This window comes from Pandoraea sputorum (genome assembly GCF_000814845.2).
Classification (GTDB): domain Bacteria; phylum Pseudomonadota; class Gammaproteobacteria; order Burkholderiales; family Burkholderiaceae; genus Pandoraea; species Pandoraea sputorum.
In genome coordinates this window covers 316847-328868 of the sequence record NZ_CP010431.2, presented here as the reverse complement: position 1 = coordinate 328868, position 12022 = coordinate 316847, and the positions used below count along the sequence as shown (strand labels likewise).

Sequence of the window (12022 nt, the reverse complement as noted above, 5' to 3'; positions counted from 1 at the left end):
CGGTTGATGTCAGGCCGTCGCGTGCGCCGGACGGCGCTTCGCATCGACGGCGTACCACACGGTCGCCAGCGCCGCGATCGTCAGCAACGGGAACGTCGCCTGATTGATCGTGGCCCAGCCGAAACGCGCCAGCAATTGCCCGGCGAACAGACTCGCCAGCGCAGTGCCTGCAAAGGTGATGAATTCGTTCGCGGCCTGCGCACGCGCGCGCTCCGCCGGACGGTACGACATCGTGAGCAACGTCGTGCCGCCCACAAACATGAAGTTCCAGCCGACGCCGAGAAAGGCCAACGCCGCATAGAAGTACGCGAGACTCGTCGACATCAGTGCCAGAACACCGCACAGCGCCGACATGCCGATGCCGAGCAGCAGCACCGGCACCACACCCCATCGCTTGACGAGATGACCGGAGAAGAACGACGGCGCGTACATGCCAACCAGATGCCACTCGATGATGTGTGCGCCGTCGTCGATGCTGTGGCCGCACGCGACCGCGGCAATCGGCGTCGCCGTCATCACGAACATCATCACCATGAAACCGATCAGATTGTTCGCGAGTGCCGCGACGTAAATCGGTTGCCGCATGATCTCGCCGAGCGGACGCGCCGGAAGCTCCGCCGCACCGCCCGCTACCCCACCCGCCGCGTGCACCGGCAGGTCGCGCAGAAAACCGACGAGCAGCAGCAACGAGATGCCCGAAAGGATTGTCACGACGAGATACGATCCGGCGAACGTCACCGGCGCGAGCCAGTCCTTGCTGCCCGCCGCGAGCGCCGGTCCGATCACGGCGGCCAGCACACCGCCCGTGAGCACAACGGAAATGGCACGCGGCTTGTCTTCGACAGGCACGACGTCCGCCGCCGCGAGCCGGTAGTAACGCGCAAACGCCTGAAACACGCCCACGCACGCCGTCCCCGCGCAGAACATCGCGAAATGCTTCTCGTAGATCGCCATCACCGACACCAGACCGCCCACGGTGCCGAACAGAGCCCCCAGCGCAAAGCCGAGCCGCTGGCCGAAGCGCTGAATCAGCATCGACGCGAAGATCGTCGTAATTGCCGAAGCGACGGTAATGAGCGAGAACGGCAGCGTCGCATACCCTTTGTCGGACGCCAGCATGTAGCCGACGAGACCGGTCAGCGTCAGGTCGACGGACAACGCCGCCGTATAGAGCGCCTGACAGGCGGCGAGTACGGCGGCATAGCGTCGGCCCAGTCGACGGCGCTGATGCCCAGCGGGCTCGGAAGGTGGCGCGGCGGGTTCGGAAGGTGGCGCGGGGCGCCTGGCAACGGTATCGGTCATGGTGTGATGTCGAGTCGGTGAGAAGTCTTCGGACGCCGTCATCTTGCCGTCAGCCTATTTGGCACGAATGCCAATCATGCATCAAAAAATGCCAGGGCGGCATGTCGAATGCCCTCAGGCGGGGCATTCCCGCGCTCCGATCTGGCCTGCGCACCTGGCGCGGCATCACGCAGAGAAAACCGGTCTCGTTACCGTCATCTCATCCCCTGCGGCCTATACTTTTTGAACCACTTCGCGTAGCGTTCATCGCTCGCTGTGGTTCATGCATGCGTCATCAGTCTGTTTGTGCGAGGAGAGCATCATGGCTCGCAAATTCATCGATTGCCGGGAATTCCCCAGCGAAATGAACTGTTCGGTAGCGCTTTGCGCAGACTCCGAAAACGAGTTGCTGGAGGCGGCCGTGCAGCACGCGGTCACGGTCCACAAGCACGCCGACTCGGCGGAACTGCGTTCGCTTCTGACATCCCTTTTTCATGACGGCACGCCGCCCGTAGAGTCGCCGCGCAAAGTCTGAGGCCCTCGCGCGCGAACGGACAGGTTCGCGCGCCAAGTCGGTGCGCACCAATACGGCGCGCCGTCGCACCACCGTGTCTCGCGCTCATAGCGGGCCTCCTGAAAATCTATCCCCCGCCCCCGTCGCCACGCCCTGCGCACCTCATGGGAGCACGCTGGCACGACCCTTGCGTTAATTCCCCGATACCGGATTGACCGGTCTAACCAGGAAAGGGGAAGACGTACCATGAAACGACGCACGCTACTCCAGATGGCGGCCCTCTCGGGCGCCGCATCGCTCACCGGCATGGCGCCCAACTTGTTCGCGCAGAGCAAACAGCCCATCAAGGTCGGTATCCTGCATTCGCTCTCGGGCACGATGGCCATCTCGGAGACGTCGCTCAAGGACGTCGCCCTCATGACCATTGCCGACATCAACGCCAAAGGCGGCGTGATGGGCCGTCCGCTCGAAGCCGTGGTCGTGGACCCCGCCTCGAACTGGCCGCTCTTCGCCGAGAAAGCACGTCAGTTGCTCACCAAGGACAAAGTCGCCGCCGTATTCGGCTGCTGGACGTCGGTGTCGCGCAAGTCGGTGCTGCCTGTCTTCGAAGAACTCAACGGTCTGCTTTACTACCCGGTGCAGTACGAAGGCGAAGAGATGTCGAAGAACGTCTTCTATACGGGCGCTGCGCCGAATCAGCAGGCGATCCCGGCAGTCGAGTATCTGATGGGCAAGGAAGGCGGCAGCGCCAAGCGCTTCTTCCTGCTCGGCACCGACTACGTCTATCCGCGCACGACCAACAAGATCCTGCGCGCCTTCCTGCACTCGAAGGGTGTCGCCGACAAGGACATTCAGGAGGTCTACACGCCGTTCGGTCACAGCGACTATCAGACCATCGTCGCCAACATCAAACAGTTCGCACAGGGTGGCAAGACCACCGTGATCTCCACGATCAACGGCGATTCGAACGTGCCGTTCTATAAAGAGCTCGGCAATCAGGGCATCAAGGCGACGGACGTGCCGGTCGTCGCGTTCTCCGTTGGCGAAGAGGAATTGCGCGGCATCGACACCAAGCCGCTCGTGGGCCATCTGGCCGCGTGGAACTACTTCATGTCGGTCAAGAACCCGACCAACGAAGCGTTCAAGAAGGAATGGTTCGCCTACGTGAAGGCCAAGGGTCTGCCCGGTGGCGACAAGCGCGTGACGAACGATCCGATGGAAGCCACCTACGTTGGCATGCATATGTGGAAGCAGGCCGTCGAGAAGGCGGGCAGCGTGGACGTCGACAAGGTGCGCACCGCCATGATCGGCCAATCGTTCAAGTCGCCGGACGGCTTCGACATGGTCATGGACGGCAATCACCACCTGCACAAGCCGGTGATGATCGGCGAAATCCGCCCGGACGGTCAGTTCAACGTGGTGTGGAAGACGAAGGCGCCGGTGCGCGCCCAGCCGTGGAGCCCGTTCATCGCGGGTAACGAAGGCAAGCCCGACAAGGTCTGATCTTCCTTCCATTCCTTGCGCCGGAGCCGCACACCGCCCTCCGGCGCATGCAGAGGTTTCGCATGATAACGATAAGACGCTGGACCGCTGCCGCCCTTGTCCTGCTTTCACTGGGCGCTGCGCTGACCCTCTCCCACCCCGCACGTGCCGCCGTCACCGACGCCGACCTTACCGCCCTCGCGGGCGACGATTTCGACGCCAAGGCACAAGCCATCGATCACCTCGCCGCCGACGGTTCGCCGCAGGCGGCTGCACTCCTCAAGGCACTGGCCGACGACTCGGCCGTGACCGTGGGCGAGCGCCTCGCGATTCAGAAGGACGACAAATACGTCGATCCGATCACGGGTGCGCCCGTCAAAGCCGACGACGCCGGGTCGCTGACGCTGAACAACGTGCTGCGCGCAAAGGTGGCAACGGCCGCCGCCGCCGGTGCGCTGCTGTCGACCGATCACGACGCCCGTGCGCAAGCCATCGACACGATGTTGCAGAACCCGTCGCCCGCGTTCAAGACGTTGATCGAACAAGCGCGTCAGAAGGAGATCGATCCCGCGTTGCTCAAACGTCTCGATCAGCTCTGGGCGCAATCGGCCCTGCACGACACCGATCCGAAGAAACGCCGTGAAGCCATCGATCTGATTGCCTCCGCTGGCGATCCGCAGATGCGCGACCTGCTGCTGCCCATCGTCGCCAGGCAAGCGGACGGCACCTATGCCGAGCCCGACGCCACGGTACGCAGCGCCGCCGACATCGCGCTCACACAACTGGCCGCCGCACAGCGCCGCAGTGAGTTCTTCGGCACGGTGTTCGCCGGTCTGTCACTCGGTAGCGTGCTGCTGCTCGCCGCACTCGGTCTGGCGATCACCTACGGCCTGATCGGCGTCATCAATATGGCGCACGGCGAGTTTCTGATGGTCGGCGCGTATGCCACCTACGTCGTGCAAACGCTATTCCAGCGCTTCCTGCCGGGGGCGTTCGACTTCTACCTCGTCGCCGCCGTGCCCGCCGCGTTCGTCGTGGCCGCCGCGCTCGGATTCGTGCTGGAGCGCACCGTCATCAAGCATTTGTACGGACGTCCGCTGGAGACGCTGCTCACCACGTTCGGTATCAGCCTGCTCCTGATTCAGGCGGTGCGTACGCTGTTCGGCGCGCAGAACGTGGAGGTCATCAATCCGTCGTGGATGAGCGGCGGTGTCGCTGTGCTGCCGAATCTGATGCTGCCGTACAACCGCATCGTGATTCTGGTGTTCGCACTGGTCGTGGTGGCGCTCACGTGGTCGGTGCTCAATCTCACGCGCCTCGGCCTGTTCATTCGCGCTGTGACGCAGAACCGTTCGATGGCCGCGTGCGTCGGCGTGAAAACGGGACGCGTGGACAGCTACGCCTTCGCTTTCGGTGCGGGCATTGCCGGTCTCGGCGGCTGCGCCCTCTCGCAGATCGGCAACGTCGGCCCGGACCTCGGTCAGAGCTACATCATCGATTCGTTCATGGCCGTGGTGCTGGGCGGCGTGGGCCAACTCGCGGGGACGATCGTCGGCGCATTCGGTCTGGGCATCGCCAACAAACTGCTCGAACCCGTGTGGGGTGCCGTGCTCGCGAAGATCGCCGTGCTGATCCTGATCGTGCTGTTCATCCAGAAACGCCCGCAGGGCATGTTTGCGCTCAAAGGGCGCAGTGCGGAGGCCTGAATGCAGACGTCGAACTTTCTACCTGACGGCGTCGCCCCGACGGTGCCACTGGACGTGCCCGCGCGTGCACGCCTGCTACCGAAACACGTCGCCCCGGTGCTGCTGGCATTCGTGCTGGCGGTGATGGTGATCGTCCCGGTGTGTGCGCTGGTACTGCCCGCTACACATCCGTTGCATCTGTCGGCATATGCCATGACGCTCGTCGGCAAGATCATGTGCTACGCGATTGCCGCACTGGCGCTCGATCTCGTGTGGGGGTACTGCGGCATTCTGAGCCTCGGGCACGGTCTGTTCTTCGCGCTCGGCGGCTATGCAATGGGGATGTATCTCATGCGCGGCATCGGGCGTGACGGCGTGTATCACAGCGATCTGCCCGACTTCATGGTGTTCCTCGACTGGAAGGAACTGCCGTGGTACTGGACCGGCACCGAGCACTTCGCCTGGGCGATGTTCCTCGTCGTGGCGCTGCCGGGCGTGGTCGCGTGGCTCTTCGGGTATCTGGCGTTCCGCTCGCGCGTGAAGGGCGTTTATCTGTCGATCATCACGCAAGCGCTGACGTTCGCCGCCATGCTGCTGTTCTATCGCAACGAGACCGGCTTCGGTGGCAACAACGGCTTCACCGACTTCAAGCGCATTCTGGGCTACTCGATCACCTCGGCGAACACGCGCACGGTGCTGTTTCTGGTGACGTTCGCCGTGCTGGTCGGCGCGTTCCTGCTGTGCCGCGCACTGGTGGTCTCGAAGTTCGGACGCGTCGTCACCGCCATTCGCGACGGGGAGTCCCGCGCCATGTTCCTCGGCTATCGACCGCTCAGCTACAAGCTGTTCGTCTGGACGCTGTCGGCCATGCTGTGCGGCATCGCCGGTGCGCTCTATGTGCCGCAGGTCGGTATCATCAACCCCAGCGAAATGGCCCCGGTCAACTCCATCGAAATGGCGATCTGGGTCGCCATCGGCGGACGCGGCTCACTCGTCGGTGCGATTGCCGGTGCGTTCATCGTCAACGGTGCGAAGAGCTTCTTTACCGCCTACTTCGCTGAATATTGGCTGTTCTTCCTCGGCGCGATGTTCGTGCTGGTGCCACTGCTGCTGCCGCAAGGCGTGATGGGTCTGGTCACGCAACTCACGCGCAAGCGCGAGCGCCACGCCCCCGTCGCTGCGGAAGGCGACGTGCCCCATTCCGTTTCCGGAGACCGCGCATGAGACCCGACTACGACATCAGTTGGCAGCAGGCCGATGCGCCGCAGGCTTCCGTTTCGGTCAGCGGCGACGCGACGGGCATGTCGCACCTCGTGGTGCCCGGTGAAATCGACACGTCGCACGGTCTCATCCTGTATCTGGAGAACATCTGCGTTTCGTTCGACGGCTTTCGCGCGTTGAACGATCTGTCGCTGTCGATCAAGACGGACGAACTGCGCTGCATCATCGGCCCCAATGGCGCAGGTAAAACGACGATGATGGACGTGATCACCGGCAAAACGCGCCCCGACTCGGGACGCGCCTTCCTAGGTCAGACACTCGACCTCACGCGTCTGGACGAACCGGCCATCGCGCAGGCGGGGGTCGGGCGCAAGTTCCAGAAGCCGACGGTGTTCGAGCATCACAGCGTCTGGGAAAATCTCGAACTCGCGTGCGCGGGGGACAAGCGCTGGTTCCACGCGCTTTGGGCCGTGCTGACGCCGACCATCAAACGGCGCGTCGAGGAAGTGCTGGCGCTCACGCATCTGGAGCATCAGGCGCATGTGCGCGCGGGTCAGTTGTCGCACGGTCAGAAGCAGCGACTCGAGATCGGGATGTTGCTGATGCAGCAGCCGCAGTTACTGTTACTGGATGAGCCCGCCGCTGGCATGACCGACGAAGAGACGGCCCAACTGGCCGAGTTGCTCAACCGTCTGCGCGGACATTGCTCGATGATGGTGGTCGAGCACGATATGGCATTCGTCGCCGCGCTCGCGGGGGAGTCCGGTCTCGTCACCGTGATGGCCGAAGGCCGGGTACTCGCCGAAGGCACGCTCGACGCCGTGCAACGCGACGAACGCGTGATCGAATCGTATCTGGGACGCTGACCATGCTGGAAATTCACGCACTCAATCAGTTCTACAGCGGTAGTCACATCCTGCGCAACGTGGAGTTCACGGTGCCCGACGCACAACTCACCGTGCTGCTGGGACGCAACGGCGTGGGCAAGACGACGCTTCTCAAATGCCTCATGGGTGTGGTGCCGGTGAAGTCGGGCAGCATCGCGTGGCGCGGCAAGACGCTGACGTCGGCCCCGTCCTATGCCCGCGTGTCGAGCGGCATGGCGTACGTGCCGCAAGGTCGCGAGATCTTCCCGCGCCTCACCGTCGAAGAGAACCTGCTGATCGGAGCCGCAAGCCGCCCGTCGCGTGAAGCGAAGCGCGGCGTACCGGACGACATCTACGAGTTGTTCCCCGTGTTGCGCGACATGAAGCAGCGACGCGGCGGCGATCTGTCCGGTGGGCAGCAACAGCAACTCGCCATCGGGCGCGCGCTCATGAGCGACCCGCAACTGCTGATTCTGGACGAACCGACGGAAGGCATTCAACCGTCGATCATCAAGGACATCGGTCGCACGCTGCGACGTCTGGTGGACGAGCGCGGCATGACGGTGTTGCTCGTCGAGCAGTACTACGACTTCGCACTTGAGCTCGCCGACCACTATCGCGTGATGAGCCGCGGCGCCATCGTCGCAAGCGGACTGGGCAAGAACATGGAAGCCGACGGCGTACGGCACATGGTGGCGGTGTGATGGCGTCGACGGAAACCGGCTGGCACGCCGAGCTGACGCTCGGCTTCGAGCGCCATCACGCCCGCACGGTGCTCGCAACGCGCCGTCATCAGGGGCCACTCGTCGTACAGAAGTCGTTGCATCCGGAAGGCCCCGGCATCTGTCACGCGGTCGTCGTGCATCCGCCCGGCGGCATCGCGGGTGGCGACGCGTTGTCCATCGACATCGATGTCGGCCACGACAGCCACGCCGTGCTGACGACGCCCGGTGCGACGAAGTGGTACAAGTCGCAAGGCCGCTTTGGCACGCAGGACATTACGCTGACGGTGCACGACGGCGCGAAGCTCGACTGGCTGCCGCTGGAGAACATCGTGTTCGAGCATGCGGATGCGCGTCAGCGCGTGACGGTGCGTCTTGGCGAGAACGCGACCGTCATCGGCTGGGACGCGACGCTGCTCGGCCGTCAGGCGGCAGGTGAGCAGTGGACAGAAGGCCGCTGGCGCTCGAATTTCGCACTGCGCGACGCGCAGGATCGTCTGCTGTGGGCGGAGCAGGCGGTGCTCGGGGCGGATGATCCACAGCGCACCGGCGCGACCGGCCTCGCGAGCTTCCCCGTGTTCGCGGCACTCTGGGCGGTCGGGCCAGCCTGTACACGCGAGTTGGCCGAGACCCTGGCCGAGGGACTGCCGTTCAGCGAGGACATCCGTGCCGGTATCACGTGCCTGCCCGGTAATGTCCTCGTGTTGCGCGTGCTCGGCCGAGAGATGGAGACGGTGCGCCAATTGCTGATCGCTCATTGGCTCAAGCTACGTCCGATCGTGCATGGGGCACCGGCCGAGCCGCTTCGGATCTGGGCGACGTGAAGGCGATGCCGACGCACCAATATGGTGACAACGTCGGCATCACACCTTCGACACCAGCGTTTTCGCGCACCAAAATCGGGCGCACCGAAAACGAATCGGACGTTCTACCTCTCCCCCACTTCGTTGATCGACGGACCCCGCCGCGGCTTCCTGCAAGCCTGCGCAGCACCCGACAGCGCCAGGCACGAATCCTGCTACCTCACTGTATCGACCGGTCTGACCAGATGCGCCGATCCTTTGCATCCCCCCTTTCACCTCATGCCGCCTAATGCACTACGTCCTTGATTTCGCCGACCTGCGGCAGTACTTCGCGCTGTTCGTGCGCGGTGCCGCGCTAACGATTGCGCTCACAGCCGTCTCCACGGTCATCGGCGTGGTCATCGGTGCGCTGTGCGCCGCCGCGCGCGAGGAAGGTTCGAACGGGTTCAGGTTTTTCGCCGGACTGTACGTCGAGCTGTTCCGCAACACGCCGTTCATCGTTCAGCTGTTCTTCATCTTCTTCGGGCTGCCCAGCGTCGGTATTCATATCGACGAAACGAGCGCCGCCATCATCGCCATGAGTCTCAACCTCGGCGCATACGCGACCGAGATCATTCGCGCAGGCATGCGTGCCGTACCGCGCGGGCTGTCCGAAGCCGGTCTCTCGCTTGCCATGACGCGCGGACAAATCCTGCGTCACGTGATCCTGCCGCAAGCGTTCGCCAAGGTGTTCCCCGCGCTCGCCAGTCAGATCGTCATCGTGATGCTCGGTTCGGCCGTCGTGTCGCAAATCTCCGTCCCCGATCTGTCGTATGCGGCCAACTTCGTGCAGTCGCGCACATTCCGCGCCTTCGAGAGTTACCTGATCGTCACCGCGCTCTATCTGGTGCTCGCCATCGCGCTTCGTCGTGTACTGATGCGCGCCGCACGACGACTGTTTCGCGGCATGGTCAAGGGAGGCGCGCGATGACCGAGTTCTCTATCGTGGACATGCTGCGCGGGCTGATCCTCGCCGGACGCTGGACGCTTGCGCTATCCGCCATCGCCTTCGTGTGCGGCGGCCTGGTCGCGCTGCTGCTTCTGGTGATTCGCGTCGGGCGCGTGCAATGGGCCGCGCGCGCCGTGGCGCTGTACATCGAAGTGTTTCAGGGCACCCCGCTGCTCATGCAGCTCTTTCTGGTGTTCTTCGGACTGCCGTTGCTCGGGCTGGAAGTGTCGCCGTGGGTGGCCGCGGCCGTGTGTCTCACGCTCTACACGAGCGCTTACCTGACGGAAATCTGGCGCGGCTGCGTCGACGCCATTCCGCACGGTCAATGGGAGGCGTCGTCCAGTCTGGCGATGCGTTACGGCGAACAACTGCGTCACGTGATCCTTCCGCAGGCGCTGCGCATCGCGATTGCGCCGACCGTCGGCTTCTCGGTGCAGGTCGTCAAGAGCACGGCGCTCGCGTCGATCATTGGCTTCGACGAACTCACCAAGACCGGCACCATGCTCACCAATGCGACGTTCCAGCCGTTCACCGTGTACGGCCTCGTTGCGCTGCTCTACTTCGCCGCCTGCTATCCGCTGTCGCTGTGGGCGCGTCATCTCGAAAGGAAACTCCATGTCGCTAATTAAGGTCCGGGGCATGCAAAAGCGCTTCGGCGAGAACCCCGTGCTGCGTGGCATCGACATGGATGTCGAGCGCGGTCAGGTCGTGTCGATCATCGGCAAGAGCGGCTCGGGCAAGAGCACACTGCTGCGCACACTCAACGGTCTTGAGCGGTTCGATGCGGGTAGCGTGGACGTGGACGGCGTGCTGGTCGGTGCACGCGACACCGATCTTCGCGCGCTGCGTCTGAAGGTCGGCATGGTATTCCAGCAGTACAACCTGTTTCCGCATCTGACGGCGGGCGAAAACGTGATGCTCGCGCAGAAGGTCGTCAAGAAGACTGCGAAGCACGAGGCCCGCGAAGTCGCCCGCACGATGCTCGCCAAAGTGGGGCTGGCCGACAAGTTCGACAGCTACCCGTCGCAACTCTCGGGCGGTCAGCAGCAACGCGTGGCGATTGCCCGTTCACTTGCGATGCATCCTTCGGTGCTACTGTGCGACGAGATCACCTCGGCGCTCGATCCCGAACTCGTCGCGGAAGTGCTCAAGGTGCTGGAAGACCTCGCCGCCGAAGGCATGACGCTGATTCTCGTCACGCACGAGATGCGCTTTGCACGTCATGTATCGGATCGCGTGGTGTTCATGCATCAGGGGAAGATCTGGGAGTCCGGCGATCCGGAACAGCTCTTCACGCAACCCGCAACGCCGGAATTGCAGCGGTTCATCGCACAATGACACGTCACCCTTTGCCCACCCTTCGCACTGAAATTCACTCGTCACGATGAAGCTCACCCCCCGCGAAAAAGACAAGCTGCTCATTTTCACCGCCGCCCTGCTGGCCGAGCGTCGGCGCGCGCGCGGCCTGAAGCTGAACTATCCGGAAGCCGTGGCGTTCATCAGCGCCGCACTGATGGAGGGCGCGCGCGACGGACGCACCGTCGCCGACCTGATGCATTACGGCACGACGCTGCTCACGCGTGACGACGTCATGGAAGGCGTGCCCGAAATGATTCCCGACATTCAGGTCGAAGCTACGTTTCCCGACGGCACCAAGCTCGTCACCGTGCATCACCCGATTCCATGACGTGACGGTCCGCGTCGACCGCTTCGTCTGTCAGCTGTAACCATAGACAACAACATTTCGCTGCACTTTAAGGATGCCCCCCATGGCTCGCCTCGAACACACGATTGACGCGCACAATGCGCCCCCCGTCTCTGCCCGCTCGACCGACGCCGGTCGTCCTCGCCACGCTACGGTCCGTGCCCGCGTGGCGACCGGCCTTGCGTTGCTCGCCACATCGGGTGTCGCGCTGGCCCACCCGGGGCATCCCGGTCATGACGCCGTGAGCAGTTTCGCCGCCGGTTTCCTGCACCCGCTGACCGGCGCGGATCACCTCTGCGCAATGATCGTCGTGGGGCTGTGGAGTTCGCTGACGTCCAAACGCGTCTGGGCGGCACCGCTCGCGTTCGTCGCCATGCTCGCGGCCGGCGGCCTGCTCGGCATGATGCATTGGTTCTCCCTGCCCGGCGTGGAGCCGATGATCGCCGTCTCGCTGCTCGTCCTCGGTCTGATGCTCGCGACGCGTGCGCAACTGCCGGGATGGGCGGGCGCAGCGGTCGTCGGCACGTTTGCCGTCTTCCACGGTTTCGCCCACGGCGCCGAGCTGCCGACCGAAGCGAGCGCGATGCATTACATGGCCGGTTTCCTCGTCGCGACCGGCACGCTGCACTGCCTCGGCATCGCTGCCGGTGTGGCGCTGCGCCATCGCACGGCGTGGGTGCCGCGCGTGCTGGGTGCAGGCGTGCTGGCCTATGGCGTAACGCTGCTCGTGGCAGCCGCCTGATCCGGTTGCTGCC

Annotated in this window: 13 protein-coding genes; 12 read left to right on the top strand and 1 reads right to left on the bottom strand. The window is 63.9% G+C overall.

What is annotated here, in order from left to right; all coding sequences use genetic code 11:
• Positions 1 to 9: 9 nt before the first annotated feature.
• Positions 10 to 1302 (bottom strand): MFS transporter, encoded by a 1293-nt coding sequence (locus tag NA29_RS01450; RefSeq protein ID WP_039394939.1) that lies wholly within the window; start codon positions 1300 to 1302, stop codon positions 10 to 12.
• Between the two features lie 301 nt (positions 1303 to 1603).
• Here NA29_RS01450 and NA29_RS01445 point away from each other — a divergent pair, with 301 nt between their 5' ends.
• From NA29_RS01445 to NA29_RS01390, 12 genes are all read left to right on the top strand, one after another.
• Entirely contained in the window at positions 1604 to 1816 is a 213-nt protein-coding gene (locus NA29_RS01445; protein ID WP_039394936.1) for a DUF1059 domain-containing protein, read from the top strand.
• Between the two features lie 285 nt (positions 1817 to 2101).
• The gene (gene urtA / locus NA29_RS01440) at positions 2102 to 3298 is read left to right on the top strand and encodes an urea ABC transporter substrate-binding protein (RefSeq protein WP_371328967.1); all 1197 of its coding nucleotides are present in this window, start codon (positions 2102 to 2104) and stop codon (positions 3296 to 3298) included.
• A gap of 62 nt (positions 3299 to 3360) precedes the next feature.
• Positions 3361 to 4983 (top strand): urea ABC transporter permease subunit UrtB, encoded by a 1623-nt coding sequence (urtB, locus tag NA29_RS01435; RefSeq protein ID WP_072633169.1) that lies wholly within the window; start codon positions 3361 to 3363, stop codon positions 4981 to 4983.
• Entirely contained in the window at positions 4984 to 6186 is a 1203-nt protein-coding gene (urtC, locus tag NA29_RS01430; RefSeq protein ID WP_052252435.1) for an urea ABC transporter permease subunit UrtC, read from the top strand.
• Complete coding sequence (urtD, locus tag NA29_RS01425; RefSeq protein WP_039394931.1) at positions 6183 to 7049, top strand: urea ABC transporter ATP-binding protein UrtD; 867 nt, start codon at positions 6183 to 6185, stop codon at positions 7047 to 7049. Before urtC ends, urtD begins: the two co-directional genes overlap by 4 nt.
• Positions 7050 to 7051: 2 nt before the next feature.
• Positions 7052 to 7753 carry an urea ABC transporter ATP-binding subunit UrtE gene (gene urtE, locus NA29_RS01420; RefSeq protein ID WP_039394928.1) on the top strand — a complete coding sequence of 234 codons (702 nt, stop codon included), beginning with the start codon at positions 7052 to 7054 and terminating at the stop codon, positions 7751 to 7753.
• Positions 7753 to 8595: an urease accessory protein UreD gene (locus NA29_RS01415; RefSeq protein WP_039394925.1), complete on the top strand. Its 843-nt coding sequence runs from the start codon at positions 7753 to 7755 to the stop codon at positions 8593 to 8595. The genes urtE and NA29_RS01415 overlap by 1 nt, the downstream gene beginning before the upstream one ends.
• Positions 8596 to 8863: 268 nt before the next feature.
• The gene (locus tag NA29_RS01410) at positions 8864 to 9544 is read left to right on the top strand and encodes an amino acid ABC transporter permease (protein ID WP_039394922.1); all 681 of its coding nucleotides are present in this window, start codon (positions 8864 to 8866) and stop codon (positions 9542 to 9544) included.
• Positions 9541 to 10191, top strand: coding sequence for an amino acid ABC transporter permease (locus NA29_RS01405; RefSeq protein WP_039394919.1), 651 nt, complete (start codon positions 9541 to 9543; stop codon positions 10189 to 10191). Before NA29_RS01410 ends, NA29_RS01405 begins: the two co-directional genes overlap by 4 nt.
• Positions 10178 to 10900: an amino acid ABC transporter ATP-binding protein gene (locus NA29_RS01400; RefSeq protein ID WP_039394915.1), complete on the top strand. Its 723-nt coding sequence runs from the start codon at positions 10178 to 10180 to the stop codon at positions 10898 to 10900. The genes NA29_RS01405 and NA29_RS01400 overlap by 14 nt, the downstream gene beginning before the upstream one ends.
• Positions 10901 to 10946: 46 nt before the next feature.
• Positions 10947 to 11249, top strand: coding sequence for an urease subunit gamma (locus tag NA29_RS01395; RefSeq protein WP_039394912.1), 303 nt, complete (start codon positions 10947 to 10949; stop codon positions 11247 to 11249).
• An 82-nt stretch (positions 11250 to 11331) separates the two neighbouring features.
• Complete coding sequence (locus tag NA29_RS01390; protein WP_084103356.1) at positions 11332 to 12009, top strand: HupE/UreJ family protein; 678 nt, start codon at positions 11332 to 11334, stop codon at positions 12007 to 12009.
• The last annotated feature ends 13 nt before the right edge of the window (positions 12010 to 12022 follow it).

Bases quoted from the DNA above. Each gene is read 5' to 3' on its own strand.
- NA29_RS01410 (WP_039394922.1), top strand. From the start codon at position 8,864: ATGCACTACGTCCTTGATTTCGCCGACCTGCGGCAGTACTTCGCGCTG.
- urtA (WP_371328967.1), top strand. From the start codon at position 2,102: ATGGCGCCCAACTTGTTCGCGCAGAGCAAACAGCCCATCAAGGTCGGT.
- urtB (WP_072633169.1), top strand. From the start codon at position 3,361: ATGATAACGATAAGACGCTGGACCGCTGCCGCCCTTGTCCTGCTTTCA.
- urtD (WP_039394931.1), top strand. From the start codon at position 6,183: ATGAGACCCGACTACGACATCAGTTGGCAGCAGGCCGATGCGCCGCAG.
- NA29_RS01390 (WP_084103356.1), top strand. From the start codon at position 11,332: ATGGCTCGCCTCGAACACACGATTGACGCGCACAATGCGCCCCCCGTC.
- NA29_RS01400 (WP_039394915.1), top strand. From the start codon at position 10,178: ATGTCGCTAATTAAGGTCCGGGGCATGCAAAAGCGCTTCGGCGAGAAC.
- NA29_RS01395 (WP_039394912.1), top strand. From the start codon at position 10,947: ATGAAGCTCACCCCCCGCGAAAAAGACAAGCTGCTCATTTTCACCGCC.
- urtE (WP_039394928.1), top strand. From the start codon at position 7,052: ATGCTGGAAATTCACGCACTCAATCAGTTCTACAGCGGTAGTCACATC.
- NA29_RS01445 (WP_039394936.1), top strand. From the start codon at position 1,604: ATGGCTCGCAAATTCATCGATTGCCGGGAATTCCCCAGCGAAATGAAC.
- NA29_RS01415 (WP_039394925.1), top strand. From the start codon at position 7,753: ATGGCGTCGACGGAAACCGGCTGGCACGCCGAGCTGACGCTCGGCTTC.
- urtC (WP_052252435.1), top strand. From the start codon at position 4,984: ATGCAGACGTCGAACTTTCTACCTGACGGCGTCGCCCCGACGGTGCCA.
- NA29_RS01405 (WP_039394919.1), top strand. From the start codon at position 9,541: ATGACCGAGTTCTCTATCGTGGACATGCTGCGCGGGCTGATCCTCGCC.
- NA29_RS01450 (WP_039394939.1), bottom strand. From the start codon at position 1,302: ATGACCGATACCGTTGCCAGGCGCCCCGCGCCACCTTCCGAACCCGCC.